The organism is Streptomyces sp. NPDC026377 (genome assembly GCF_055567715.1).
In genome coordinates this window covers 239,474-264,863 of record NZ_JBVHPV010000009.1, presented here as the reverse complement: position 1 = coordinate 264,863, position 25,390 = coordinate 239,474, and the positions used below count along the sequence as shown (strand labels likewise).

At 72.9% G+C, this 25,390-nt stretch carries 22 protein-coding genes; 15 read left to right on the top strand and 7 right to left on the bottom strand.

Annotated features, from left to right (window positions below; all coding sequences use genetic code 11):
• Positions 1-217 precede the first annotated feature (217 nt).
• On the top strand, positions 218-1,675 hold the full coding sequence (locus tag ACZ4MU_RS20770; RefSeq protein ID WP_467878503.1) for an NCS2 family permease: 1,458 nt from the start codon (positions 218-220) through the stop codon (positions 1,673-1,675).
• 61 nt (positions 1,676-1,736) lie between these two features.
• Positions 1,737-2,888, top strand: a complete 1,152-nt coding sequence (locus ACZ4MU_RS20765; protein WP_467878500.1) for an XdhC family protein — start codon at positions 1,737-1,739, stop codon at positions 2,886-2,888.
• A gap of 553 nt (positions 2,889-3,441) precedes the next feature.
• Here the strand turns inward: ACZ4MU_RS20765 and ACZ4MU_RS20760 are convergent.
• On the bottom strand, positions 3,442-4,428 hold the full coding sequence (locus ACZ4MU_RS20760; RefSeq protein ID WP_467878498.1) for an ArsR/SmtB family transcription factor: 987 nt from the start codon (positions 4,426-4,428) through the stop codon (positions 3,442-3,444).
• A 55-nt stretch (positions 4,429-4,483) separates the two neighbouring features.
• Between ACZ4MU_RS20760 and ACZ4MU_RS20755 the strand changes: the two genes are divergently transcribed.
• The gene (locus tag ACZ4MU_RS20755; protein ID WP_467878495.1) at positions 4,484-5,758 is read left to right on the top strand and encodes an MFS transporter; all 1,275 of its coding nucleotides are present in this window, start codon (positions 4,484-4,486) and stop codon (positions 5,756-5,758) included.
• Here ACZ4MU_RS20755 and tsaA read toward each other — a convergent pair.
• The gene (tsaA, locus tag ACZ4MU_RS20750) at positions 5,712-6,179 is read right to left on the bottom strand and encodes a tRNA (N6-threonylcarbamoyladenosine(37)-N6)-methyltransferase TrmO (RefSeq protein ID WP_467878492.1); all 468 of its coding nucleotides are present in this window, start codon (positions 6,177-6,179) and stop codon (positions 5,712-5,714) included. The two genes, ACZ4MU_RS20755 and tsaA, sit on opposite strands and share 47 nt — an antisense overlap.
• 232 nt (positions 6,180-6,411) lie before the next feature.
• Here tsaA and ACZ4MU_RS20745 point away from each other — a divergent pair, with 232 nt between their 5' ends.
• The 4 genes from ACZ4MU_RS20745 to ACZ4MU_RS20730 all read left to right on the top strand — a co-directional run bounded on the left by ACZ4MU_RS20745 (position 6,412) and on the right by ACZ4MU_RS20730 (position 9,688).
• Positions 6,412-7,452: a ketoacyl-ACP synthase III family protein gene (locus tag ACZ4MU_RS20745; protein ID WP_467878490.1), complete on the top strand. Its 1,041-nt coding sequence runs from the start codon at positions 6,412-6,414 to the stop codon at positions 7,450-7,452.
• A gap of 105 nt (positions 7,453-7,557) precedes the next feature.
• A complete protein-coding gene (locus tag ACZ4MU_RS20740; RefSeq protein ID WP_467878678.1) occupies positions 7,558-8,553 on the top strand; it encodes an FAD-dependent oxidoreductase in 996 nt (331 codons plus the stop codon).
• Complete coding sequence (locus ACZ4MU_RS20735) at positions 8,550-9,413, top strand: class-II aminoacyl-tRNA synthetase family protein (RefSeq protein ID WP_467878488.1); 864 nt, start codon at positions 8,550-8,552, stop codon at positions 9,411-9,413. Before ACZ4MU_RS20740 ends, ACZ4MU_RS20735 begins: the two co-directional genes overlap by 4 nt.
• Positions 9,410-9,688 carry an acyl carrier protein gene (locus tag ACZ4MU_RS20730; RefSeq protein ID WP_467878486.1) on the top strand — a complete coding sequence of 93 codons (279 nt, stop codon included), beginning with the start codon at positions 9,410-9,412 and terminating at the stop codon, positions 9,686-9,688. Before ACZ4MU_RS20735 ends, ACZ4MU_RS20730 begins: the two co-directional genes overlap by 4 nt.
• Here ACZ4MU_RS20730 and ACZ4MU_RS20725 read toward each other — a convergent pair.
• The 3 genes from ACZ4MU_RS20725 to ACZ4MU_RS20715 are packed head-to-tail and all read right to left on the bottom strand — an operon-like array spanning position 9,642 to position 12,245.
• A complete protein-coding gene (locus tag ACZ4MU_RS20725; RefSeq protein WP_467878484.1) occupies positions 9,642-9,941 on the bottom strand; it encodes a muconolactone Delta-isomerase family protein in 300 nt (99 codons plus the stop codon). The two genes, ACZ4MU_RS20730 and ACZ4MU_RS20725, sit on opposite strands and share 47 nt — an antisense overlap.
• A 13-nt stretch (positions 9,942-9,954) precedes the next feature.
• Positions 9,955-11,202, bottom strand: coding sequence for an MFS transporter (locus tag ACZ4MU_RS20720; protein ID WP_467878481.1), 1,248 nt, complete (start codon positions 11,200-11,202; stop codon positions 9,955-9,957).
• A complete protein-coding gene (locus ACZ4MU_RS20715; RefSeq protein ID WP_467878478.1) occupies positions 11,199-12,245 on the bottom strand; it encodes a 3-oxoacyl-[acyl-carrier-protein] synthase III C-terminal domain-containing protein in 1,047 nt (348 codons plus the stop codon). The genes ACZ4MU_RS20720 and ACZ4MU_RS20715 overlap by 4 nt, the downstream gene beginning before the upstream one ends.
• A gap of 517 nt (positions 12,246-12,762) precedes the next feature.
• Here ACZ4MU_RS20715 and ACZ4MU_RS20710 point away from each other — a divergent pair.
• Genes ACZ4MU_RS20710 through ACZ4MU_RS20685 form a run of 6 tightly spaced genes read left to right on the top strand, consistent with a single transcriptional unit; the run spans position 12,763 to position 18,899 of the window.
• A complete protein-coding gene (locus ACZ4MU_RS20710) occupies positions 12,763-13,725 on the top strand; it encodes a chlorinating enzyme (RefSeq protein ID WP_467878476.1) in 963 nt (320 codons plus the stop codon).
• Positions 13,726-13,769: 44 nt separating this feature from the next.
• Positions 13,770-15,401, top strand: coding sequence for an amino acid adenylation domain-containing protein (locus tag ACZ4MU_RS20705; RefSeq protein WP_467878473.1), 1,632 nt, complete (start codon positions 13,770-13,772; stop codon positions 15,399-15,401).
• A gap of 19 nt (positions 15,402-15,420) precedes the next feature.
• Complete coding sequence (locus ACZ4MU_RS20700) at positions 15,421-15,693, top strand: phosphopantetheine-binding protein (RefSeq protein WP_467878470.1); 273 nt, start codon at positions 15,421-15,423, stop codon at positions 15,691-15,693.
• Between the two features lie 7 nt (positions 15,694-15,700).
• Positions 15,701-16,486, top strand: coding sequence for a thioesterase II family protein (locus ACZ4MU_RS20695; protein WP_467878467.1), 786 nt, complete (start codon positions 15,701-15,703; stop codon positions 16,484-16,486).
• Positions 16,483-17,661 (top strand): acyl-CoA dehydrogenase family protein, encoded by a 1,179-nt coding sequence (locus tag ACZ4MU_RS20690; protein ID WP_467878465.1) that lies wholly within the window; start codon positions 16,483-16,485, stop codon positions 17,659-17,661. Before ACZ4MU_RS20695 ends, ACZ4MU_RS20690 begins: the two co-directional genes overlap by 4 nt.
• The gene (locus tag ACZ4MU_RS20685) at positions 17,658-18,899 is read left to right on the top strand and encodes a benzoate/H(+) symporter BenE family transporter (RefSeq protein WP_467878462.1); all 1,242 of its coding nucleotides are present in this window, start codon (positions 17,658-17,660) and stop codon (positions 18,897-18,899) included. Before ACZ4MU_RS20690 ends, ACZ4MU_RS20685 begins: the two co-directional genes overlap by 4 nt.
• A 19-nt stretch (positions 18,900-18,918) precedes the next feature.
• Here ACZ4MU_RS20685 and ACZ4MU_RS20680 read toward each other — a convergent pair whose 3' ends face one another.
• Positions 18,919-20,064 (bottom strand): aromatic ring-hydroxylating oxygenase subunit alpha, encoded by a 1,146-nt coding sequence (locus ACZ4MU_RS20680; protein WP_467878460.1) that lies wholly within the window; start codon positions 20,062-20,064, stop codon positions 18,919-18,921.
• Positions 20,065-20,275: 211 nt separating this feature from the next.
• Between ACZ4MU_RS20680 and ACZ4MU_RS20675 the strand changes: the two genes are divergently transcribed.
• Positions 20,276-21,592 carry a cation:proton antiporter gene (locus ACZ4MU_RS20675; RefSeq protein WP_467878458.1) on the top strand — a complete coding sequence of 439 codons (1,317 nt, stop codon included), beginning with the start codon at positions 20,276-20,278 and terminating at the stop codon, positions 21,590-21,592.
• Positions 21,593-21,988: 396 nt separating this feature from the next.
• The gene (locus ACZ4MU_RS20670; RefSeq protein ID WP_467878455.1) at positions 21,989-23,815 is read left to right on the top strand and encodes a serine/threonine-protein kinase; all 1,827 of its coding nucleotides are present in this window, start codon (positions 21,989-21,991) and stop codon (positions 23,813-23,815) included.
• A gap of 49 nt (positions 23,816-23,864) precedes the next feature.
• Here the strand turns inward: ACZ4MU_RS20670 and ACZ4MU_RS20665 are convergent, their stop codons facing one another.
• Positions 23,865-25,004 carry a PAS domain-containing protein gene (locus ACZ4MU_RS20665; RefSeq protein WP_467878452.1) on the bottom strand — a complete coding sequence of 380 codons (1,140 nt, stop codon included), beginning with the start codon at positions 25,002-25,004 and terminating at the stop codon, positions 23,865-23,867.
• Positions 25,005-25,390: the final 386 nt, after the last annotated feature.

The window sequence follows — 25,390 nt, the reverse complement described above, 5'->3', positions numbered from 1 at the left end:
CCGTACCACCGGCATCACCAGGCAGTACCCGGATGTCCAGCACCACCCCCGCACTGCGGTACCGGAAGGAAACCGGTACCCCCGCAGCCGCGGAAACGTTCGTCTCGGGCCGTCCCCCGGGTCGTGCAGCCCACGCACCATCCCAAATCCCGCAGCTTGTCCGACTGAGTTCTCAAGTCTTATGCGGGTGCCCCTGTGAACCTTGGGAGTAGGCACCATGACCCAGCAGTCCGTGGAGCCGAAGACCACCGCAGAGGAGGCGGGCTCCGGCTCGCGCGTCCCCGCCGGCAGGTCTTGGCTCGACCGGTACTTTCACATAACGGACAGAGGATCCACGGTCGCGCAGGAGGTGCGCGGCGGCATCACCACCTTCATGGCGATGTGCTACATCCTCCTGCTCAACCCGCTGATCCTCTCGACGCCCGACGTCGACAAGCACACGCTGGGCCATGCGGGCCTGGTGACGGCCACCGCCCTCGCGGCCGCGGCCAGCACGCTGCTGATGGGCTTCATCGGCAAGGTCCCGCTCGCGCTGGCCGCCGGACTGAACGTCTCCGCGGCCCTGACCACCCAGGTGGTCCCCAACATGACCTGGCCGCAGGCCATGGGCATGTGCGTCATGTACGGCGTGGTCATCATGCTGCTGGTCGTCACCGGCCTCCGCGAGATGATCATGAACGCCATCCCGCTGCCCCTCAAGCACGCCATCACCATGGGCATCGGCATGTTCGTCGCCCTGCTCGGCCTGGTGAAGGCCGGGTTCGTCGGCAAGGGCCAGGGCGGCCCCGTCACCCTCGGCGCCACGGGCGAGCTGGTCGGCTGGCCGGTCTTCTTCTTCGCGGTGACCCTGCTCCTGATCTTCGCCCTCCAGGCGCGCAACGTCCCCGGCGCGATCCTGATCGGCATCGTGACCGGCACGGTCCTCTCGCTCGCGGTCACCAGGATCGCCGGCCTGGACGACAAGGACTGGGGCGGCCTCGCCCCGGGCCTGGACGGCAGCGCGGTCGCCAAGCCCGACTTCAACCTCCTCGGCGACGTCGAGTTCGGCGGCTGGGACCAGATCGGCGCCATCAGCGTCGGCATGATCGTCTTCACCCTGGTGCTGGCCGGCTTCTTCGACGCGATGGCCACCATCATCGGCGTCGGCCAGGAGGCCAAGCTCGCCGACGACAAGGGCCGGATGCCGGGCCTGTCCAAGGCGCTGTTCATCGACGGCGCGGGCGGCGCGATCGGCGGCGTCTCCGGCGCCTCCGGCCAGACCGTCTTCATCGAGTCCGCGACCGGCGCCGGCGAGGGCGCCCGCACCGGCCTCTCCTCGGTCGTCACCGGCCTCTTCTTCGCGGCGTGCCTCTTCTTCACCCCGCTCACCCAGTTGGTCCCGGCCCAGGTGGCCGCCGCCGCCCTGGTCGTGATCGGCTCGATGATGATGAGCGCGGCGCGGCACGTGGACTGGAACGACCGTTCGGTGTCGATCCCGGTGTTCCTCACCGTGGCCCTGATGCCGTTCACGTACAACATCACCGCCGGTGTCGGCGCGGGTGTCATCTCCTACACCGTCATCAAGGCGGCGCAGGGCAAGTGGCGGGAGATCGGCGGGTTCATGTGGGCCCTGTCCGCCATCTTCCTCGTCTACTTCGCGCTCAGCCCCATCGAGAACTGGCTGGGCGTCAAGTAGGCCACGACCGGGGCGTACGACCGGACGCCCTCCACCATCCTTACGCAGAGGGAGACCGAACATGCTGGACATCGCCGAGGAGCTGAACCGGTGGGTCGAGCAGGGCCGTGACTTCGCCGTCGCCACCGTGGTGGCGGTCGGCGGCAGCGCGCCCCGCCAGCCCGGCGCGGCGCTCGCCGTCGACGGCGAGGGCACGGCGATCGGTTCGGTCTCCGGCGGATGTGTGGAGGGCGCGGTCTACGAGCTGTGCCGCCAGGCGCTGGCGGACGGCGAGCCCGTCCTCGAACGCTTCGGCTACAGCGACGAGGACGCGTTCGCGGTCGGCCTCACCTGCGGCGGGATCATCGACATCCTGGTGACCCCGGTGCCCGCCGACTCCCCGTCGCGGGCGGTGTTCGCCGCCGCGCTCGCGACCGCGGCGGGCGACGGGGCGGCGGCCCTGGCCCGGGTCACCGACGGGCCGTCCGACCTGGTCGGCCGCCCGCTCCTGGTGCACCCCGACGGTACGTACGAGGGCGCCCTCGGCGGCCACCCCGAGCTCGACCGGGCGGTGGCGGACGAGGCGCGCGCCATGCTGGACGCGGGCCGCACCGGCACGCTGGTGCTGGGCGCGGACGGCCGGCTGTGCGGGCAGCCGCTCACGGTCCTGGTCGAGTCGAGCGTCCCGCCCCCGCGCATGATCGTCTTCGGTGCGATCGACTTCGCGTCGGCGCTGGTACGGGTGGGGAAGTTCCTGGGCTACCGGGTCACGGTGTGCGACGCGCGGCCCGTGTTCGCCACGCCCGTCCGCTTCCCGGAGGCCGACGAGATCGTGGTGGAGTGGCCGCACCGCTATCTGGAGTCGACCGAGGTCGACTCCCGTACGGTGCTGTGCGTCCTCACCCACGACGCGAAGTTCGACGTGCCCCTGCTCGAGCTGGCGCTGCGGCTGCCGGTGGCGTACGTGGGCGCGATGGGGTCGCGCCGCACGCACGAGGACCGCAACGCGCGGCTGCGCGAGGCGGGCGTGACGGAGCTGGAGCTCGCCCGCCTGCGATCGCCGATCGGCCTCGACCTCGGGGCGCGGACCCCGGAGGAGACGGCGTTGTCGATCGCGGCGGAGATTGTGGCGAGCCGGCGGGGTGGGGCGGGGGTGCCGCTCACCGGGGCGCACACCCCCATCCACCATGAGGGGCCTGAGGGGCCGGTGGGGCGGATAGGTTCGGTGGCGTAGTTTTCCTTCCCCCACCGCCCCCGCCCCTTCCCGACTGCGACACTTCGCGGCTCCGCCGCGGGGCCTCCGGCGGACGGCCCGCGGCTCAGTCTGCGGACCGTGCGTGGCTGCTCGCGCAGTTCCCCGCGCCCCCAAGGGGCTGTGGCCGAGCTGCGTTCTCGGGCTGCGGCGAAGTACCCCAGGCCGGCCCGCGGGCGAACGCGCAGCGAGGGGGGCCGCAGGCCGCGGTCTCCAAGGGGCGCGGGGAACTGCGCGAGCGACCCAGGGCGGCCCGTGGACGAACGCGCAGCGAGGGGGGCCGGAGGCCCTTTCAGGGGCGCGGGGAACTGCGCGACCAGCCACCCGCCGGCCCGCAGACAGAGCGCGAAGCGGGGTGCAGGGGCCGCAGGCCCCGCGGAGGGGGCGCAGGGGCGCAGCCCCGCTCGGGGCTCGGGGGCGAAGCCCCCAAAAACCGGCCTCACCCCCACCCACCCCTGGAGGGTCCAACCCCACCCATCCCCGGTGGGCCCCCCATCCCCCGGAAGGCCAGGGGAAGGGGCGGGGCGGGGGAGCCTCACGCCCCCGGCGACGCCAGCGCGTCCCCCACCCCCGTCCGCCCATACAGCACCACCCTCCCCGCCCGAGCCCTGCTCACCAGCCCCGTCCGATGCAGCACCGCCAGATGGTGGGAGACCGCGCTCGGCGTGACGGACAGGCGACGGGCCAGCTCCGTCGTGGACGCCGGGCCGTCAAGGGCCACCAGCAGCGCCGCCTTGGGCGCGCCCACCAGCGAGGCGAGAGCCCCGGGCGGCCGGGGCGGCCGGGACTCCCACAGTGTCCCCACCCCCCGAGCCGGATACGCGATCGTCGGCGGCTCGTGCGGCCCCACCGGACTGATCGCGTGCTGCGCGAACAGCGTCGGCACCAGCCACAGTCCCCGCCCGTCCACCGCCGCCCCCCACTCCAGGTCCCGGTGGACGAACAGCGTCAGCTCCCCGCCCCGCCACACCGCCGACGGATCCAGCGACGTGAGCACCGCCGCCGCCCCCTCGCGGGCCAGCAGCCGCGCCCGCCACACCATGTCCGCCTCCAGGACGGCCCGCATCCGCGGCCAGTGCGGCGCCATCGCCAGCTCCCAGTACGCCTCCAGGACATCCGCCACCGCGTCCCGCAACCCGCGTGGATCGGCGGCCAGTTCGGCCAGGCGCGGCGCGAGCGCGTGCCCGGCGTACGCCGTCCGGACGTCCGCCAGCGCCTTCGCGGGCGCCGTCTGCCGTACCCGCCGCAGCTCGTCCCGCACCTCCGGCAGCGGCGAGTCGGGGCGCGGGGTGAGGAAGTCCGGGATCCAGCCGCTGCCGCGCACGGTCAGTTCGTCGAGCAGCGCGGTGTCCAGGCCGGAGGCGTCGGCCAGCGCCGCCCGTGTCCGGCGCACCCACGGCAGGTGCAGCGCGTACTTGTCGGCGCGCCGCAGCGCCCACAGGCTGGTGGCGGTCTCCAGCAGCGGTGAGCAGGCGAAGCGCATGTCGGCGAGGTCGTCGACCCCCAGGCGGTAGCTGAGCATTGAGCCCCAGCCTAAATCTCTGTCGGTGCGCGGCGGAAGGCCGTTGGCTGGGGGCATGTCCACCACCTCTTCCGGGGTGGCAGCCCTGCTGCCACCCCGCGGCCCGCTGCGCGCCTACGCCCTCTCCACCCTCGTCGACTGGATCGGCAACGGCCTCTTCCACACCGGCGCCGCCCTCTTCTTCACCCGGATCGTCGGGCTCGGCGCCACCCAGGTCGGCCTCGGTCTGACGGTCGCCGCCCTGCTCGGACCCGCCGTCGCCGTCCCGGCCGGAAAGCTCGGGGACCGGTTCGGGCACCGCCGCGTCTATCTGGCCACCGTCCTCGTACGGGCCGTGGCCTTCGCCGGATACCTCTTCGTCGACGGCTTCGCCGGTTTCCTCGCCGTCGTCTGCGCCATCACGCTCGCCGAGAGCGCGTCCCGGCCGGTCCGCGGCGCCTACCTCGCCCGGATCGCGGACTCCTCGGCGCTCGTCGCGGCCAGCGCCCACACCCGGGTGATGCTCAACATCGGCTTCTCGCTCGGCAGTCTGGGCGCGGGCGCCGCCCTGGCCACCGACTCCCGTACCGGGTACACCGTCCTGGTCCTCGGCAACTGCGCCTCCTACGCGGCCGTCGCCGCCATCGTGGCCCGGATGCCGGACGACGGTGCGAGCCCCGCCCCGCGGCCGGACGCCGAGCGGCCCGCACACCGCCTCGCCGCCCTGCGTGACCGCCGCTTCCTCGCCCTCGCCGCGCTCTCCGGGCTGCTCTACGTCAACGCCGACATCCTCAACCTCGGCCTCCCGCTGTGGATTTCGGCCCGTACGCACGCGCCCACCTGGTCGGTGGCGGTGCTGATGCTGCTCAACACCGCGCTGGTGATCCTGCTCCAGGTGCGGGCCGCGCGCGGCAGCGACACCGTCGCCGGGGCGGCGGTCGCGGGCCGGCGCGCCGGATGGGCCCTGCTCGCCGCCTGCGCGGTGACGGCCACCACGGCAGCCCTCCCGCCGGTGGCCGCCGTGCTCGTGCTCACGGTCGGCGTGGCCCTGCTGACGGCGGGGGAGCTGCTCTCCTCGGCGAGCGGCTGGGGCGTCTCCTACGGGCTCGCCGACCCGCGCCGCCAGGGCGAGTTCCTGGGCGCCTGGAGCCTCGGCTCCGACCTGGCGAGGGCGGGCGGACCGCTCCTCGTCGCGGCCCTGGTCACCCACGGAGGAGTGGCGGGCTGGCTGCTCCTGGGCACCCTGTTCCTCGCGGCGGGCACGGTCACCGGGCCGCTCGCCGCGCGCGCGGAGCACGCCGCGGCTACGCGTCCTTCGGCGGAGTGTCCGACGTCGGCGAATACGGCTTGATGTCGAGCACCGGAGTGCCGTTGACGAGGTCCACCCCGTCGAAGTGGAGGACGTTGCCCTTCACCTCGCGGATCCGGACCAGGCTCAGACCGATGCGGTTGTGCCGGTTGGGCGTCCGGGTGGCGTAGACGCCGGTCGTACGCCCGCTCCCCTCCCAGCCGCGCGGCACCACCCGCAGCGGTGCGGCCTCCTCATCGGTCTGGTCGTGCAGCCAGGTCAGCAGCCACACGTACCAGCCCTCGGCGATGCCGTCGAGCCCTCCCGCGTACGGCTCGTAGAGCACGACCCGGCCCTGGTCCCCGTACGCCAGGGTCGCCTGCGGCGGCGTCTGCTGGGGGCGGGCGTACTCCGTAACGACATGGCCGATCGGCGACAGCGGCACCACCGCGTCGGCGCCGAGAGGGGCGGTCGGTTGGGACACCACGGATCTCCTCACACTCCGGAATCACGACAACTACGACAACCACGACAACCACAGAGAACGACAGCACATGCCGAACGACACTCGGCGCGGAACCGGCGGAGGATGCCTGAAACACACCGGTCGTGCGCGAAGCCGCGAGACAGATGCCTGACAATCAATAACGCTGACAATATAGTGGGCAGCCGGGAGCTACGGCCCGAGCCGTCGGGCCGGTCCGAGGAGGCAGCCCGTGAGACTGAGTCCGCCGTTACCCGAACCGCCGGGCATAGCCGCTGCCGTGCTCTGGCTCCCGTCCCGCCGCCTGGACACCGCCAGGGCGGTCGCGGCCGGGCGGCTCGACCAGGAGACCGCCGACCGGCTCGGCTACCGCGCGCTGAGCGAGAGCCCGGACCGGGCGGCCCCCGAGATGGCCGTGCTCGCGGCCCAGAAGGCGCTCGCCGACGCGGGCTGGTCCGGCGACGACCTCGGCCTGGTCGTCCACTCCTGGATCTACCACCAGGGGCATGACTTCTGGTCCGCGCCGCACTACGTGGCCCACGGCATCGGAGCCCGCCACGCCACCCCCGTGGGGGTGCAGCAGACCTCCAACGGCGCCGTGGCCGCCCTGGAAACCGCCGCGGGCCGCCTCGCGCTCGACCCCTCGGTCAACCGGTGCCTGATCACGACCGCCGACCGGTTCGTCGAGCCCGGCTTCGACCGCTGGTCGGGCGACATCGACGTGGCGTACGGGGACGCGGCCACCGCCCTGCTCCTCGACCGCGACGCGGGCCCCTACCGGCTGCTCGCCATCGCCTCGGTGAGCGTCCCCGAGTACGAGGTGCTCTACCGCGGCGACGACGCCTTCACCCCCGCCCCGCGCAGCACGTACGCCACGGTCAGCGCCCGGCGCACCAAACTCGTCTTCCGGGCGGGCGGCGGCTGGCCCAGGTTCGTCGCCGTACTGCGCCGCTCCGTGCAGCGCGTGGTGCTCGACGCCATCGCGGACGCCGGGCTCACCCCGGCCGACCCCCGGCTGCGCCTCCTCGTCCTGCCGCGCCTCAGCACCGGCGCCCTCGACCAGTTCTACGGGCCCTCCGTGCGTGAACTGGCCCTGCCCCACACCGAACTCCTCGACCTGGGCCGCGACACCGGGCACCTCGGAGCCGGGGACGTCGTGGCCAACCTCGCCACCCTCCAGGCCGACGACCGGCTCGCGCCGGGCGAGGTGGCGCTCTTCCTGAGCGCCGGCAACGGCTTCACCTGGTCCTGCGTCGCGGTATCCCGCGAATAGCCCCCGGCCGGTCACACCCGGCGGGCGCGGAACGTCTTTTCCGTGCGGGACTGCCGTACGGCTCTTTCGCCCAGCTTCCACAGTGAGAGGTGCAGTCGAGTGACGATGCGAAACGAGGCCCTGGTCATCGGCGCGGGTGTGGCCGGACTGACCACGGCGGTATGTCTGGCCGAGCGCGGCTTCACGGTCCGGGTCGTCGCCGAGCGCACGCCCCGGGAGACCACCTCGGCCGTGGCGGGAGCGATCGTCGGCGGTCCCGCGATCGCCGACGAGAGCGAGGCGGAGGCCAAGTTCGCTCCGACGGCCATCACCCGCCCCTGGCACCAGGCGAGCCTGGCCGAGTTCGGGGCGCTGGCCAAGCAGCCGGACAGCGGCGTCCGGCTGACCCGGGGCCGCCTGGTGAACCGGCGGGCCGCCGGCGGCCACGAGTGGGCGGCCCATCTGCCCGGCTACACGCCGTGCGGCGAGGAGGAGAGCGGCGGGTTCCCGGTGGCGTTCCGGGTCGATCTGCCGATCGTGGACATGCCCGTCTACCTGGACCACCTGGCCTCCCGGGTCACGGCCGCCGGGGGCAGCGTCGACGTGGGCACGGTGGACTCGCTGGAGGAGGCCGCCGCCCAGGCGCCGCTCGTCGTCAACTGCACGGGCGTGGGGGCGCGCGCCCTGGCCAACGACCCCAAGGTCTTCCCGGTCCGCGGCCAGCACGTCATCGTGGAGAACCCGGGCATCGAGGAGTTCTTCTTCGAGCAGAACCCCGGCCGCGACTCCACCGGCTACTTCCCGCACGGGCGCCGCCTGGTGTGCGGCGGGACCGCCGAGCGCGAGGTGTGGAGCATGGAACCGGACCCCGCCCAGACCGAGGAGATCCTGGCGCGCTGCGTCGCCGTGGAGCCGCGCATCGCCGGGGCGGAGGTCACCGGGGTCGAGGTCGGCCTGCGGGCGTCACGGCCGCAGACCCGCCTCGAAGTGGAGCCCCTCGGCTCGGCACGGGTGATCCACAACTACGGCCACGGCGGCATCGCGGTCGGCCTCTCCTGGGGCTGCGCCCAGGACGTCCTGCGGCTGGCGCTCTCCGGCGCCACCGCCGAAGTCGTCTCATGACGGCGTCCCCGGCGGCCGGCCCGGGCCCGCAGACCCTCTCGGCCGGTCCGGCCGTCCTGCTGAAACGGCTCGACGCCCTCCTGGAGGGCTGGGGGACGGACAGCGGCGCCGAGCCGATGATCATGCCGCCGCTGCTCCCGGTCGCCGACCTCTCCCGCCTCGACGTGTACGAGAACTTCCCGCACCAGGCGCTCGTGGTGAGCACCCTGGACCTGACCCGCCATCAAGCAGGCGCCTCGTACGAGCGGTTCGCGCCGGACGCCCTCGAACCCGCGCTCTTCGGCCTCCCCTCGGCCGCCTGCTTCGCCGTCTACCTCCACCACGAGGGCCGTGCCCTGCCCGAGCGGACGACCGTGACCGTGCTCGGGCGCTGCTTCCGCCGCGAGGAGCACTACGACGGGCTGCGGCGCCTCCTCGGCTTCCATATGCGCGAGATCGTGGCGCTCGGCTCGTCCGACTTCACCCAGGAGCACCTGCGCCGGTTCGAGGAGCGGGTCACCGCCCTCACCGACGCCCTCGGCCTCGCCGTGCGCAAGGAGGCCGCGACCGACCCCTTCTACGACCGGGGCGGGCAGCGGGCGCTGCTCCAGCGCCTCTCGCCCGTCAAACACGAGTTCATCGTCGACGACCTGGCGATAGCCTCGCTCAACGTCCACCGCAACTTCTTCGGCGAGCGCTGCCGGATCACCCTGGAGAGCACGGGCCGCCCCGTTCACACCAGTTGCGCGGCCTTCGGCCTGGAGCGCTGGCTGTCGGTGCTCCACACGCGGTACGGGAGCTGGGAGGCGGCGACGGAGGCCGTGGAGAAGGCCGCCACGGCGCTCGGCGGCACGGTCCGCGCCCCCGGGGCCGAGCGGTGAGGGCGCCGGCCGCCGGACTGGCGGAAGTCGTCGCCTGGATCTCCCGGCGCCACCCGGAGGCGGGCGGGATCGGTGCGCAGGACGACCTGATCGAGAGCCGGCTCATCGACTCACTGGGCTTTCTGGAGTTCATCGTGCTGATCGAGCGGCTCAGCGGGCGGACGGTCGACATCGAGCACCTCGACCTCGACGACTTCCGCTCGCTGAGCCGGATCGAGCGGGCGTTCTTCAGTGGGCCGGACCCTCGGCCGTCGGGTCGTAGCTCGGCGGGCTGATCAGCGGATACACCTCGTAGTCCAGGTGCAGCCCGGCGGGGCTGCGGTAGAGCAGCCGCATCAGCTGCTCGTGCGACTCCACGTCGTAGATGTTGAGCCCCGCCGAGGCGCCCACCAGGATCCAGCGGTCCTTGATCAGCCCCTTCTCCTGGAGCTCCTGCGTGTAGCGGAAGCCCTCGGCGAGCTTCTGCTGGAACTCCTCGATACCGATGCCGACCGGGGCACGCTTGGCTATCACCGCGAACAGCGCCATGGATGCTTCTCCTTCAGTTGAGTGGGTTCGGGGCTTCCTGGTCCACGGGCGGCCCGGCGGGCATCCGCCGACCGCGGTCGGAGCGTTCGAAGCGGGCCCGGGCGAGGGTGCCGACGACCGACGACATCGCGGTCGCGGCGGCCGCGACGGCGAAGAGCGTCCCGAAGTCGCCGCGCCCCGCGAGCGGGCCGACGGCGGCCGTGCTGACGGCGGCCCCGGTGAAGACCGAGCAGGCGACGAGCGCGGCGGCGCTGCCGCGTGCCTCGGGTGCGGCCGCCTCCAGGACCCATGCCTGGAGCGCGGACTGGCCGACGGCGAGGGCGAGTCCGGCGAGCGCGCTGGCGATCAGGATGCCCGGCACCGACTGGGTGAGCGCGGCCGTGAGATAGCCCACGAAGAGCAGACCGGTGCCCCAGCCGAACATGCCCGCGCCGGTCGCGCGGGTGTCGAAGGCCCTGACGACGACACTGCCGCCGATGGCCGCCACCCCGTACGCGCTGGTCACCAGGCCCGACATCAGGGCGCTGCTGCCGTGCTTCTGCAGGGCCGCGTTGAAGAAGTTGAACAGGCCCATCATCGCCGCGCCCTCGACGAGGGTGAACGGGATGAGGAACCGGAACCAGCCGTCCCCGAGCACCTGGGCGAACCGCTCCCGCACGCTGGGGCCCTCGGCGCCCTCGGCCCGGGGCGCCTCCGGCAGCCGGGTGTACACCACGGCGAGCAGGGGCGCGGCCACCGCCGGGATGAGCAGGGGCGAGCGCCAGTCGAACAGTTCGGTGAGGGCGCCCGCGACGACGGTCGCCAAGGCGGCGCCGACCGCGCTGGAGGACATGATCGCCGCCATGGTGCGCTGGCGGCGCTCCATCGGGATGTGGTCGCCCACGTACGCGACGGTCACCGGGATGAGGGCGGCGGCGAAGCCGCCGGCGACCGCCCGGCCTGCGATCAGCAGCGCCGCGTCGGGCGCCAGGGCCGCCGCCAGATCGGCGAGGCCGAGCCCGAACAGCGCGGTCCGCAGCACGCGCACCCGGCCCACGCGGTCCGAGATCGCGCCGTGCACCGGCTGCATGATGCCGACCATCGCCAGATAGCCGGTGAGGGCGAGCGTGGTGGTGCCCAGACCGACGTCGAAGTCCTTGGAGACGGGGACCAGGACCGGGTTGATGACGACCAGGTCGAAGTCGAGCAGGAAGAACCCCGCGCACAGGATGGCCACCACCGCGCGGTCGCCGGGCTTCCCGTCCGTAGGCTGCCCCCTCATCGCGTCACCGCCCGCACCGCGACGCAGGACCAGCTGAAGCCGCCGCCCAGGCTGAGCAGCAGCGCCACCTCGCCTTCCGTGAGCCGCTTGTCGGTGTGCAGGGCCGCCAGGTTGGCGGCCGAGTCCCCAGCGCCCAGGTGCCCGGTCCCGCCGCCCAGGTTGAGGATCTCCGCGTGGCACAGACCCAGGTGTGCGACGGCCGGGTGGAGGAACTCCTCCAGCGGCCCGGAGCCCAGCCGGGGGAGGGCGAGGAAGCGTACCCGGGGGTCGTCGGGGGCGAGCCCGGCCTCGGTCAGCGCGGTGGCGACGACGTCGGGGACGGCCTCGGCCATCGCCGCCGCGAACCGGGGCTCGGCCCCCGAGGCGACGAAGGCGCGTTTGGTGCGGCGCACGTCCACCTGGGGCAGGGTGCGGGGCATCGAGCTGAACTCGTCGTCGCCGCGGTGCATCGTCTCGTACTCCGAACGCGCCACGGTGGCCACCGACAGCAGCTCGTACGGGCCCTGGGCGCGGTCCAGGAGGAGGGCGGTCCCGGCGTCGCCGTAGACCAGCTCGTAGTCGCCGAGCCAGCGGTCGAAGGCGGGCGGCAGGAAGCGGTCGCCGGTGGTGACCGCGGCGCGGGCCACGGACGGGTCCGCGATCATGCGGGCGGCGGCGACTTCGAGTGCGGCGGCTCCGCCGTTGCACATCTGCTGGACGCCCACGGCGGGCACGTTCGAGGCGCCGATGTGGTGGGCGACGTAGTTGGCGGGTGCCCAGAAGTCGTGGCCCTGGTGGTAGGTCCAGGCGTGCGCGACCAGGCCGAGGTCCGCCCCGTCCCACCCGGCGGCGGCCAGCGCGTCGGTGGCGGCGAGGACCGCCATCTCCGGGGCGGCGTGGTCGGGGCTGACGGTGACCTCGCGGTAGCCCAGGCGGGTCGCCGCTGTCTCCTCGTCGACCCGGCCGGCCGCGAGGGCGGCCTCGGTGGTCTCGCGCCGGTCCGGGAGCCAGAGCGTCGCGGCCGCGATCCGCAGCGGCGTGGTCAGGGGCGGGGACAGACGCACGGGGTCCTCCCGGAAGGGGCCCCGGAGGGCATCGTCAGTGATGCGGATTATCAGCGAGAGTCTTCCCCTCTCCGGGATACCGCGTCAAGGGCCGAAAGGCGCAAGTCGCGCGCCCGTCAAGGCCCTCACGCGCCCCGGTGGAACGCGCTGGGGGTGCGGGGCGGGCGCCGGCCCGTTTCCCGGGTCCGCCAGCCGCGCAATCTGTCCGCATCCGGAAGGTTATGCCCGAAGCTCGCGCGCGCGGCCGATTGTGCGCGGTCCCGGCGGGCCGCGCCGCCCGTCTCCGTACCCCGCCACGCGTGATCCGTACGGCGGTCCACCGGCCCCGCACACCCCGCCACCCGCACGATGTCCCCGGCGGGTGTCCACCTGTGCAACTCCGGGGAATAGAAGCGTCCGGAGGAGGTCGTGTGTTAAACAGAGCGCAACTCGTCCTCGACTGGCGAGAGTTGACCGGAACAGCACGCATTTACCCGTCCGCTTCCGCAGCGGAGTGTCGCTTACACAGAGGTGATGCATGGACGACCTGGCCGGCACCACGAGCACCGACTTCTCCCTGAGCGCCCGGGAGATCGAGCAGTTCCACCGGGACGGATACATCGGCCCGTTCGACCTCTACGAACCCGACGAGATGGAGAAGAACCTCCGCGCCCTGCGCCCCAAGCTGCTCAACACCAAGCGCGCGATCTACGGGCAGGAGAAGGCGGTCTCCGGCGTCACCAACCTCGCCAACTACGACCGCCACCTCGACGTCGACTTCCTCGCCGACCACATCACCCGCCCCGAGATCGTCCACCGGGTCGCCAGCCTCCTCGGTCCCGACGTGCTCTGCTGGCGCACCGAGTTCTTCCCGAAGTACCCCGGCGACGAGGGCACGGACTGGCACCAGGCCGACAACTTCTCCAACGTGGCCGGATCCAAGCACCCCCAGATCGTCTGGCCCGAGGACTCCGAGTTCGGCGGCACCATCACCGTCTGGTCGGCGTTCACCGACGCCGGCGTGGAGATGGGCTGCCTCCAGTTCATCCCCGGGTCGCACCGGACGATGAACTACGACGAGTCCAAGGTCATGACGTACGACGCGGACTCCATCGGCAAGGTGGAGAAGGGCGGCGTGCGGCGCGGCTTCTTCGGCTACGACTACCGCCAGCTCCAGAAGGACCCGAACTGGAGCCCGGACGAGTCCCAGGCCAAGTCGATGGTGCTCAAGCAGGGCCAGTTCATCGTCTTCTGGTCGACCCTGATGCACGCCTCGCACCCGCACGCGGGCCTGACCGACCACATGCGGCTCGGGTACGCGGCCCGCTATCTGCCGACCCAGGTGCGGGTCTACCCGTACTCGGACGCCCTGGAGGAGTTCGGCGGGGAGGCCAGCCTCGACCGGTTCGGCTGCGTCCTGGTGTCCGGCGAGGACAGGTACGGGCACAACCGGTTCGTCGACCGGACCGTCAACGGCACGCCGTTCCGGCCCGCCCGCTGAACCGGGCCGGCCACTCCCGCTCCGACGTCGCCACATCCCGAGGGGTGTCCGCGCTGGAAAGACTCGACGCAACCCGACTCACCGGCACCGAGGCGGCCTTCGCCCTCCACCGCCGGATCAACCGGACCGCCACCGACTACCCGCGGGACACCTCCGTGCCCGCGCTCTTCGCCGCGAGCGCCGCGCGGGACCCCGAGGCGCCCGCGGTGGTGCAGGAGAAGCGCGCGTACACCTACGGCCGGCTCGACCGGCTCTCCAACGGCCTGGCCCGCCGACTCCTCGCCGAGGGCTTCACGCCGGGCTCGACCGTCGGCGTCTGTCTGACCCGCTCGCCGGAACTGATCGTGGCGCTGCTCGCGGTGCTCAAGTGCGGGGGCGCGTATCTGCCCTTCGACGCGGGCTGGCCCGACGAACGGCTGCACGGCCTGTTCGCGCGGGCCGACTGCCGCTGGGTGCTGACCGACCGCCGTGAACAGCTCGCCCGGCGGCTCGGCGAGTGCCGTGTCCTGCCGGTGGAAGGCGCGTTGGAGGAGCACGAGGAGGCCCCGGCCGTCGAGATCGACGGCGGGGCGCTCGCGTACGTCAACTTCACCTCCGGCTCCACCGGCCGCCCCAAGGGCGTGGCCATCCGTCACCGCAGCATCGCCCGGCTCGTCCTCGGCGCCCGCTTCGCCCGGCTGGAGGCGGACAGCCGGCTGCTCCAGCTCGCACCGGTCACCTTCGACGCCGCCACCTTCGAGATCTGGGGCGCGCTGCTCAACGGCGGCACCTGCGTGCTCTACCCGGAGGGCCTGGTGCGCCTCTCCCGGCTCGGGCGGGTCATCGACGAGCACCGCGTCACGGTCGTCTTCCTCACCACCGCCCTGTTCAACGCCGTCGTCGACGAGGAGCCCGGCGCCCTGGACGGCACCGAGACCGTCCTCATGGGCGGTGAGCTCCACTCGATCCCGCACGTGACGGCGGCGCTGCGCCGGTACGGGCCGGGCCGCCTCGTCCATGTCTACGGGCCCACCGAGGCCACCACCTTCGCCACCTACCACCGGATCGACCGGCTCGTCCCCGACTCCGCGCTGCTGCCGATCGGCACCCCCATCCAGAACACCCGGCTCTACGTGATCGACGGGACCACCCTGTGCGAGCCCGGCCGGACCGGAGAGATCTGTCTGGCGGGCGACGGGCTCTCGCCCGGCTACCTCGGCATGCCCGAGCTCACCGCCGAGCGGTTCGTGGACCGCGTGGTCGACGGCGTCGGCGAACGGCTCTACCGCACCGGTGACCACGGCACCCTGCTCCCCGACGGCTCGCTCGTCTTCCAGGGCCGTGAGGACGACCAGGTGAAGATCAACGGCTTCCGCATCGAGCTGGGCGAGGTCGCCCACCACCTCGACCGCCACCCGGCGGTGCGGCGCAGCCACGTCACGGTGAGCACCGAACGCGGCGAACGGTCCCTGGTGGCCTTCGTGGTGGCGGACCGGTCCGCCACCCCCGCCTCGCTGCGCCACCATCTGCGGACCCGGCTCCCCGCGTATCTGGTCCCGGCCCGCATCCACCTCTGCGAGGCGCTGCCGCTGACGGCGACCGGCAAGGTCGACGGCCGCGCGCTGCTCGCCGCCCACGACACCCACACCCCACCCCCCGCCGCCCCGGCCGCCCGGCCGGTGGCCTCGCGGGACTGACCGGACGGAGGAGAAGGCCATGACTTCCCAGGACTCCCAGGCGGCGCTCGGCACGCCGCCCATGACCGCGACCGAGGAGGCGATCGCCGACATCTGGCGCGGTCTGTTCGGCATCACCGAGGTGGCCGTCGGCGACGACTTCTTCGAGCTCGGCGGCAACTCCCTCACCGCCATCAAGTTCCTGTCCCGGGTGGAGGAGCGCTTCGCCGTCGACGTGCTGCTGCCCGAGACCCTCTACGAGGACGCCCGGCTGAGCAGCCTGGCCAAGGCCGTCGACGAGGCGATGGCGTAGGCCCGCCGTGCGCCCCGTGCCGCGCGCCGCCGCCCCGCCCCGGACGGCCTGCGACCCGTTCGCCCGGTTCTCCGGCGACGCCCCGGCCGCCCTGCGGCTGTACTGCTTCCCGTACGCGGGCGGCGGCACCCAGGTCTTCCGCGACTGGCAGGCACGGGTGCCGCCGGGCATCGGGGTGACCGGCATCCGGCTGCCCGGGCGCGAACAGCGCTTCCGGGAGCGGCCCTTCGACTCCTGGCCGCAGGCGCTCGGGGCCCTGACCGAGGCCCTGGCCCCCGAGACCGCCCGCGGGCCGTACGCCTTCTTCGGCCACAGCCTGGGCGCCCGGCTCGCCTATGAACTCACCCACCGGCTCACCATCGAAGGCCACCGCCCGCCCGAACTCCTGGTCGTCTCGGCGTGCCGCGCGCCGGGCGTCCCGGCGCGCACCCCGCCCATGCACACCATGGACGGACCCACCCTGCACCGGCGGCTGCGCGAGATGAACGGCGTCCCGCCCGAAGTCCTCGCCAGCCGCGCCCTGATGACGCTCCTGGAGCCGGTGCTCCGGGCCGACCTGCGGCTCGCCGAGACCTGGCCGGCCTCACCCGGGCGGATCACGGCGCCGATCCTGGCGCTGTGCGGTGAGGACGACGACATCGACCCGTACGAGGACATGGCCGCCTGGAAGCACCACACCACCGGGGAGTTCACACTCCGGTCCTTTCCCGCCGGGCACTTCTTCCTGCGCGACGAGGAGGAGGCCGTGCTCACGACGGTCTGCGGACGGCTGGGGACGGGGGGCGCGCGGTGACCGACGTGCTGAGCGGCCCCTCGGCCCATCTGACGCCCGCGCACGAGGAGTTCCGCACCTCGCTCCGTACGTTCTTCCGCAAGGAGGTCCTGCCGTACGCGGCCGAGTGGGAGCGGCGGCGCGCGATGCCGCGCTCGGCCTGGCACGCCTTCGCCGCCGAGGGGCTCCTCGGCCTCAACCACCCCCGGTCCGTGGGCGGCGCCGGACTCGACCTCTTCCACTCGGTGGTCTTCCTGGAGGAGCTGGGCCGCACCGGCTTCGGGGGAGTGCGGTTCGCGGTGGCCCTCCACGCCTACATGGGCACCAGCTACCTCGCCACCAACGGCTCGCCCGGGCTCCAGCAGCGCTATCTGCGCCCGGCCGTGGCCGGTGACCTGATCGCTGGCCTGGCGATCACCGAACCGCAGGCGGGGTCGGATCTCGGGCGGCTTCAGGCGACGGCCGTCGAGGACGGCGACCACCTGGTGGTCGACGCCGAGAAGCGGTTCGTCGTCAACGGCGGCTACGCGGACTTCTTCGTGACGGCGGTACGGACCGGTGAGCCGCGCTCCCACGGCGGCCAGGGCAGTCTGAGTCTGCTCGTCGTGGACCGCGCCGCCGAGGGTGTCCGTATCCGGCCCAACGACTCGATCGCCTGGCGTGCCTGCGCCATGGCGGACGTGAGCATGCGCGGGGTGCGGGTGCCCAAGGAGAACATGATCGGCCGCCGCAACTCCGGCTTCGTCCAGATCATGAAGAACATGCAGCTGGAGCGGCTCGCCGCGGGGATCTCGGCGGTCGGGGACGCGGCCAACTGCCTGGACCTGACCTGGCGGCACCTCAAGGGCCGGGCCATGTTCGAGTCGACGCTCAGCGCCAAGCAGGCCGTCCGCCACAAGATGGCCGATCTGCTCACCGAGGTGGAGGCGGCCCGCCGGCTCACCCACCACGCGGCCTGGTGCTACGCCCGCGACCCGCTGTCGATCACGGCCTGTTCGATGGCTAAGCTCAAGGCCACCGAAGTGGCCCGGACCGTGGCCGAGGAGTGCCGCCATCTGCACGGCTCCGAGGGGTTCCGGGAGGGCGCGCCGATCGTCCGGGCCGTGCATGACGCCCACGCCGCCACCGTCGCCGCCGGGGCGAGCGAGGTCATGCGCGACATCGTCGTACAGAGCGGATACGAGGAGTTGCCGTGACCACGTCCGAGACGGAGGCGACGAGCGCCGGCGGCCCACCGGGCCCAGGCCCCGGCCCCGGCCGGCCCACGGGCCTGGCGTCCGAGCTGGTCAGGGCCGGAACGGTCGGGCTGATCGCCGCGTTCGTGGGCTTCTCCAGCTCGTTCGCGATCGTCCTCGAAGGCCTCAGCCGGGTCGGTGCGAGCCGCGCCGAGGCGGCGTCCGGCCTGATGGCGCTCTGCGTCGCGATGGGCGCCTGCGCGATCTTCCTCAGTCTGCGGCTGCGGATGCCGGTCAGCGTGGCCTGGTCGACCCCCGGGGCGGCGCTGCTGGCCGGCGCGGCCTCGGTCGACGGCGGATTCGCCGCGGCCGTCGGCGCGTTCCTCGTCGCCGCCGCACTGATCGTGGTCACCGGCCTGTGGAAGCCGCTCGGACGCGCTGTCTCGGCCATCCCGAAACCCCTGGCCAACGCCATGCTCGCGGGCATCCTGCTGCCGCTGTGCCTGGCCCCCGCCAAGGCCGTCCAGGAGAAACCGGCGCTGGGCCTGGCCATCGTCGGCGTCTGGGCGGTGGTCGGCGCCTTCCGGAAGCTGTACGCGGTCCCGGCGGCGGTCGTCGTCGCGGTGGTCCTGATCACCGCGACCACGCACATATCCGCCGCCGACCTTGGCCCCCTGTGGCCCCGGCCGGTCCTGGTCGCACCGGACTTCACGGCGGCGGCCGTGCTCGGCATCGCGCTGCCGCTGTACGTGGTGACCATGGCCTCGCAGAACATCCCCGGCATCGCGGTCCTGAACGTCAACGGCTACGAGCCGGAGCCGGGCCCGCTGTTCGGCTGGACCGGCGCCTTCGGCCTGGCCTCGGCGCCCTTCGGCGGCCACGCCGTCAACCTCGCCGCGATCACTGCCGCCCTGTGCGCCGACGAGAACGCCGGCCCCGACCCGCGCAAGCGCTACCGGGCGGCGGCCATCGGCGGCGGCGCCTACATCCTGCTCGGCCTGGGGGCGGGAGCGGCGGTGGCGTTCGTCGGCGCGGCCCCGCCCACCCTGATCGAGGCGGTGGCGGGTCTGGCGCTGCTGGGGGCGCTCGGCAACTCGCTGGTGGGAGCGGTCACCGACCCGGGCGACCGGGAGGCGGCGGTCGTCACGCTGGTGGTGACGGTGTCGGGCGTGCAGTTCTTCGGGATCAGCGGCGCGTTCTGGGGCCTGCTGGCCGGGGGCGCGCTGTACGCCGCGAAGCGGCGGCTGCCCGCGAAATGAGGCGGCGCGCGGCGAGCGCTCACCGGTCCGGGAAGAGGTGCGCCTCGATCGCCTCGTTGTACTTCTGGAGCGCGAACTCCTGCGTACCGAAGCAGTGTTCCTCGTTCGCCCCGCTCGTCAGGCCGATCTGGATCTCCCGGTAGATCTCCAGGTCCTCGTACTGCACCTGGTACGTCAGCTGCCGGTTCTCCTCCCACTGCTCGGCGCTGCCCTCGCCCACCGATCCCTTCGGCACGATGAGGCGCAGTTTCACGAGCGTACGGGTCGGGCCCAGCGGGTGGCTGGTGATCCACAGGAAGTGGTCCGACTGGTGGAGCACCGTCTCGTTGGGGAAGATCGTGTGGATCACGTTCGCCACCGACAGCAGACGCCGTTCGGAACGTTCCGTCTTCGTGATGAAGTTTATCGACCGCTTGGGCAGGATGGAGCGGAGATGAGGACCGAAGGAGTCGAAGAAGAACGTGCTGTTCTCGAAGAGCGGGTTGGCGCTCTTCGCGTGCAGGAACGGGAAGTGGTAGCCCTCGAGAGTGCCCTCCACGACCAGCTTCCAATTGATCTCCCATTCCTGGCTCTCCGCGCCGTGGATCTCGTACGAGGAGAGATCGAGGTCGGCGATGTCGGGCCGGAAGTCGCCCAGGAACGCGTCGAGGTCGGCGCGTCCCGGTTTCTCCTCGGGCATCAGCCAGACGAATCCGTACGCCTCCACCGCCGGCAGCGCCACCAGATTGCGCTTCCCCCGCTCGACGCCGGGGAAGCAGTGCGGGCTCGGGATCGCGGCGAGGGTGCCGTCCAGGTCGTAACGCCAGGCATGATAGCCGCAGGTGAACTGCTTGCGCAGCCCGGACGGCTCCTTCTCCAGACGCGCCCCGCGATGCCGGCAGGCGTTGAGGAAGACATGCGCCGCGCCGTCCTGGTCGCGGCTGACGATCAGCGGCCTGCCGAAATGCTCCAGGGTTGCGAAGCTGCCGGGCTCGGGAATCTCCGAGCCGTGCACCAGCATGGAGGGCAACCGGGTGAAAATGCGGTCGAGTTCCGCCTGGTACCACTGCCGGGAGTGATAGCGGTCGACGCTCACCCGCGTGTCCGTGTCGGTCAGCGGGAGGCGTTTGTCGCGCAGATGCTCCAGGGCACGGTCGAGAATCCGGAGTTCCTCGTCGCGATCCATCCGTCAACTCCCATCCAAGTCCCGTGCGCACAACGGTGATCACTGGGTCGGGGTTCGGGTGCGGCGTAATTCTATAGGGGTTCCTTTGCGGTGACGAGGGTTGTTCAATGTCAAAAAGAGCGCGGTTGAACGGCGGTTGTGCCCATCGGTGATTCGCCGGTAGAACGGCCGCACAGCGGAACACCCTGCGGCCCGACAGGAGTGCCCCGACATGCCGACGCATCGCGTACTCGCCCAAGCCGCGGCGCCCCCCACCCAGCAATTCCTCCTCGCCCTCGCGGTCATCCTCGCCGCGGCGTTCGCGCTGTCCCGGCTCGCCCGGCGGGTGCGGCAGCCCGCGGTGATGGGCGAGATCGTCGGCGGCATCCTGCTCGGCCCCAGCCTCCTCTCCCTCCTCCCGGGCGCCGTGGAGACGAAGCTGGTCCCGCCCGCGACGCTGCCCTACCTCCACCTCCTTTCCCAACTGGGCCTGGTTCTCTTCATGTTCGGCGTCGGCTACCACCTGGACCTCGGGCAGCTGCGCACCCCCGGCGCGAAAAAGCGGGTGGCGGCGGTCTCGCTGGCCTCGGTGGCGCTGCCGTTCGGGCTCGGCGTGGGCCTCGCGTACGGGATCCACCCCTGGCTGGATCAGTCCGAGCTCACGACGGAAGGACGGCTGGGCCCGGCGCTCTTCCTCGGCGCGGCCATGTCCATCACCGCCTTCCCCGTCCTCGCCCGCATTCTGGCCGAACGGGGCCTGTACAAGGACCCGTTGGGCACGCTCTCGCTCGCCTGTGCGGCGGTCCAGGACTTCCTCGCCTGGTGCATCCTGGCGGCGGTGGTCGTGGTGGTCCGCGCGAGCGGGCCGTGGCCGCTAACCCGGATGGCGCTGGAGTCGGCGCTGCTGCTCGCCGCGCTCGTCCTGCTCGTACGGCCGGGGCTCACCTGGCTCCTCGACCCGGCCAGACCCTGGGCGGGCGGCCCCGCGCCCACCCACGCCGTCCTCGTCGTCGGCCTCCTGCTGAGCGCCGTCGCCACCGAGGAGATCGGCCTGCACGCCGTCTTCGGCGCGTTCGCCTTCGGCGCCGTCGTCCCGCACCGCCCCATCGAGGCGTGCGCCCCGCAGGTCCCCGAGCGGATCGAGCAGACCAGCCTGCTGCTCCTGCCGGTCTTCTTCACCGTCACCGGGATGTCCGTGGACGTCTCCGGCCTCGGCGTCCGGGGCCTGCTGATGACGGGGGCGGTCGTGGTGGTGGCCTGCGTGGGCAAGTTCACCGGCGCCTTCGGCGCGGCCCGCCTGACGGGGGCGAGCCCCCAGGAGGCGACGGCGCTCGGGGTGCTCCTGAACTGCCGCGGCCTGACCGAACTGGTCATCCTCAACGTGGGCCTGGGCCTCGGCGTCATCGACACCCGCCTGTTCACGGCGATGGTGCTGATGGCGGTGGTGACGACGCTGATGACGGGGCCACTGCTGGAACGGGTCCGCCCCTCGCGGTCCCCGGCTCCCGAGGGCGCGCCCGCGGACCGGCCGCTTCACAACCCGGCCTGACGCGCGCCTGAAGCGGACCCTCCGCGAGTTCCTCGGCGCGCGTTGGCGAGTGGGACCGCAGCGGCCACAGCGTGGCTCCGGGGCTCGGCGGAGGTGGCACCGACCGGTGACCCGTCCCAGGCCCACGGCGTGCACAGTGCACCGGCGGTTCGAGGGGGCGGCTTGGGCTGTCCTTACCGTGAACGCGGAGGCCCTCCACGTCCTCGCCTCCCCGTGTGGTCCGCCCACCCGTTACTTCCACCCGGTGAGCGGCCCCGGCGACGGCTTGGCGGGAATCGCCCGGGACGACGGACGGGGGTGAGTTCCCGGGCGGACGCGGAGGGGAAGAGGTCCGGTGAGCGCGCACCGCGCCCGCGCTTCGATAGGCTCGGCGCCGTAAGCGCCGGGTAAAGGGACATGCGGGGGCAAACAGTGTCGGATCATCAGGGTCAGTCGAGCCGTGGCGGAACGGACGGGTCGGCGGCGGATGCGGGAGTGTTCCAGCCGCTCGCCGAGGACGACCCGCAGTCCGTGGCCGGATACCTGCTCAGCGCCCGGCTCGGCGCCGGCGGCATGGGCAAGGTGTACCTCTCCTACACGCCCGGCGGGCGCCCGGTCGCGATCAAGGTGATCCGGCCCGAGTTCGCCGAGGACCCCGACTTCCGCCGCCGCTTCCAGCAGGAGGTGCGGGCCGCGCAGCGGGTGCAGGGCCTCTACACCGCGCCGGTGGTCGACAGCGACACCGACGGGCCGCGCCCGTGGCTGGCCACGGCCTACGTCCAGGGGCCGTCCCTGCACGCGGCCGTCGCCTCCCACGGCGCGATGCCGGTGGGCACCGTGCTGCTGCTGGTGGCCGGGATCGCCGAGGCGCTCCAGGTCATCCACCAGGCGGGCATCGTCCACCGCGACCTCAAGCCGTCCAACGTGCTGCTCGCGGTCGACGGGCCGCGCGTGATCGACTTCGGCATCGCCCGCGCCGCGGACGCCACCGCGCTCACCGGTACCGGCGTCAGCGTCGGCACTCCCTCCTTCATGTCGCCCGAGCAGGCGTCCGGGACGAGCTGCACGGCGGCGACCGACGTCTTCGCCCTCGGCCAGATCGCGGTCTTCGCCGCGACGGGCTCCGCGGCCTTCGGCGACGGGTCCTCGCACGCCGTCCTCTACCGGATCGTGCACGAGGACCCGGACCTCTCGCGCCTGCCGGACGAGCTACGCGAGATCGTCACCGCCTGCCTCAGCAAGGACCCGGCCCACCGGCCGTCCCCCGCCCAGGTCATCGAGATGTGCCGCCGGGCCTCCCAGGACCCGGCGCTGCGCCGCCCGGAGGGCTGGCTGCCCTCCTCGTACGCGGCCGACCTCACCCAGGCGGCCGCCCCGACCCCGCCGCCCCAGCCGGCCCACCCGCCGACGCAGGCGGCCCCGGCCACGCCCCCGGCGTACCCCCCGACCCAGGCCGCCCCGCACACCCCGCCCGTGCACCCGCCGACCCAGCCCGCCTATGCGCACCCCGTACAGCCCCACGCCGCGCAGCCCCACCCCGGACAGCCGCAGTACGTCGGTCCGCCCGCCCCGGGAACCGTCACCGCCCAGCCGTCGGGAACGGGGCCGACACAGCCGCCGCGCAAGCGGAAGCGGGCCGCGCTGGTCGTCGCGGTCGCGGCCGCCGCCGCGCTCATCGGCGTCGGCGGATACCTGGTGAGCCAGCTCGCGGACGGCGACTCGGACGGCGGCACGCCCGCCCGCGGGGACAAGGACAACAACAGCGTCCAGCCCAGCAGTTCCACTCCGGGCACCGGCTCCGGCTCCGCCAGCTCCAGCTCCGGCAACAAGCCCCCGGCGACGCCGAAGGGAGCCGTGTACGACAACATCAGCATTCCCCAGGGGTACTCGGTGAACTTCGCCGACGAGCCCCCCCAGCCCCAGAAGTTGGACGTGTTCTACGAGGGCGACTTCGGCTACGCGGCCGACCCGATCAACGGGGACGCCCTCGCCACCAACCAGACCAAGAACACCATGGCCCTGCTGACGCCCGGCGAGCCGGGGACCCTGGCCGGCTGCCGCGCCAACACCCGGTACACCACGTCGATCACGAAGGACAAGCTCGGCAAGGGCTCCCGGATCTGCGTGAAGACCGGCTCCGGGCACTACGGCCTGGTCACCGTGCGCGAATTCGCGCCGAAGGAGTCGGCGAGCCAGTTCGTCGGCGTGGACCTCACGGTGTGGCGCAACGTCGCCACCTCCTGAACGCGCCGGCCCGCGGCGGGGCCGCCGACCCTCGCGGCCCCCGTCCCCCTCAGGCCGGGCTCAGCGGATGGGCCGCCGTGGCCGAGCGCGGCGGCCAGGCGCGCGGGGCCAGGATGCCGAGCACATAGGCGCGGGCGACGAGGGCCGGGCGGGTCGCCGCGCCCAGGAGGTCCCGCAGACGGCTGAGGTGGTAGTCGACCGTCTGCCGGGACAGCTTCAGCGAGGTGGCGATCTCGCTGTTGCTGCTGCCCGCCGCCAGCAGCGACAGGATGCGGACCTGCGCGGGGGTCAGTGACGGATGGGCCTCGTGGGCGAGGCTCTGGTGGGTGACGACCGCCCACACGTGCCGGGCCCGGGCGGTGGAGTGGCCCACCGTCGTGAGATGGATCTGCGCGCGGCGCTGGCGCCCCCGGGTGTCGAGCAGCACCGCTGAGGTCTCCACCCGTCTGGTGCGGCGCGCTATGAGCCCGTCCCACCTGCGGTGCAGCCGCTCCAGTCCGGGTTCGGGGGCGAGCAGGGTGTGCGCGCGGCGCCCGACCAGGTCGGGCAGGCTGAGATGGAAGAGCTCGGCCGCCGCCGTACTCGCCTCGACCACGCGCCCGTTCGCCGACAGCAGCGCGCAGGGCAGTCCGCTGTGGTCGCGCAGCGCCTGGAGGCTGTCCTCGGCCGCCTGCCACTGGAGCATCGCGCGCAGCCGGTCGGTGATGTCCACGTAGATCCCGGCGACACAGGTGCGCGCGTTCTCCCGGACCGGGAACCGGTGGCCCACGGCCCGCCCCGCGCTGCCGTCCGGGCGCCGGTAGTCCAGGGTGTGGCGCACCGGCGTCCCCCGGCTGAGGACCTCCTGGTCCAGGGCGCGGAAGTGGACGGCCTCGGCCGGCGCGTCGAAGTCCTCGATGTACTTGCCGACGAGTCTGTCCGGAACGGTCCCGTACAGATGCGCGTAGGCGTGGTTGGCCCAGAGATAGCGGCCCTCGCCGTCCCGGATGAAGGCGGCGGCCGGGGCGAGGTCGGCCAGGCCCGCGAACGCGGCGTACCGGCGCGGGAGCCCGGGGCGGGCGTCGGCCTGGGGCGCGCCCGGGCCGGTGAGGGCGCCGCCGCCCCGCTCCCGCACCTGCCACGGCTCGTCGACCTCCCCCCAGAACACCGGGAAATGTTCGAGCAGCGCCTTCAGACTGGCGTCTTCCACAGCGGTCCCTCCGTCCCTGTGCGACCCGTGCGCCACTGGCTGACGCAGAGTCACAACGCGATGCGTATCCCGTCCCGATCCCGCGCATGCTCGGTTCTCGGCCGAAGTGACGGCCGCCCCCGCACCCCCCACGGCCTCTGCCCACTCCCCGAACGGGCGTTGCTATTCAGGCATTTGCCTGAACACCGGATGGCCCTCATGGCGTTTGGAACGCCGGTCGCGTGGTCCTCTTGAGTAAGCGGGTGAACACGCCCCGACACGAACCGGGCGGCTTTCCCGCACCCGGCACGCATCACCGATCCGTACGACGACCCGTACGCCCCCCGCGTACAGCACATACGGACACGGACGAATGGAGACGAACTTCAGTGAGCAAGGTGCTGTTA

Coding starts and splice junctions, on each gene's coding strand:
- ACZ4MU_RS20680 (WP_467878460.1), bottom strand. CDS start 20,064: ATGGATCGCGACGAGGAACTCCGGATTCTCGACCGTGCCCTGGAGCAT.
- ACZ4MU_RS20670 (WP_467878455.1), top strand. CDS start 21,989: ATGCGGGGGCAAACAGTGTCGGATCATCAGGGTCAGTCGAGCCGTGGC.
- ACZ4MU_RS20675 (WP_467878458.1), top strand. CDS start 20,276: ATGCCGACGCATCGCGTACTCGCCCAAGCCGCGGCGCCCCCCACCCAG.
- ACZ4MU_RS20755 (WP_467878495.1), top strand. CDS start 4,484: ATGTCCACCACCTCTTCCGGGGTGGCAGCCCTGCTGCCACCCCGCGGC.
- ACZ4MU_RS20770 (WP_467878503.1), top strand. CDS start 218: ATGACCCAGCAGTCCGTGGAGCCGAAGACCACCGCAGAGGAGGCGGGC.
- ACZ4MU_RS20720 (WP_467878481.1), bottom strand. CDS start 11,202: ATGAGGGGGCAGCCTACGGACGGGAAGCCCGGCGACCGCGCGGTGGTG.
- ACZ4MU_RS20765 (WP_467878500.1), top strand. CDS start 1,737: ATGCTGGACATCGCCGAGGAGCTGAACCGGTGGGTCGAGCAGGGCCGT.
- ACZ4MU_RS20760 (WP_467878498.1), bottom strand. CDS start 4,428: ATGCTCAGCTACCGCCTGGGGGTCGACGACCTCGCCGACATGCGCTTC.
- ACZ4MU_RS20700 (WP_467878470.1), top strand. CDS start 15,421: ATGACTTCCCAGGACTCCCAGGCGGCGCTCGGCACGCCGCCCATGACC.
- ACZ4MU_RS20725 (WP_467878484.1), bottom strand. CDS start 9,941: ATGGCGCTGTTCGCGGTGATAGCCAAGCGTGCCCCGGTCGGCATCGGT.
- ACZ4MU_RS20735 (WP_467878488.1), top strand. CDS start 8,550: ATGACGGCGTCCCCGGCGGCCGGCCCGGGCCCGCAGACCCTCTCGGCC.
- ACZ4MU_RS20740 (WP_467878678.1), top strand. CDS start 7,558: ATGCGAAACGAGGCCCTGGTCATCGGCGCGGGTGTGGCCGGACTGACC.
- ACZ4MU_RS20710 (WP_467878476.1), top strand. CDS start 12,763: ATGGACGACCTGGCCGGCACCACGAGCACCGACTTCTCCCTGAGCGCC.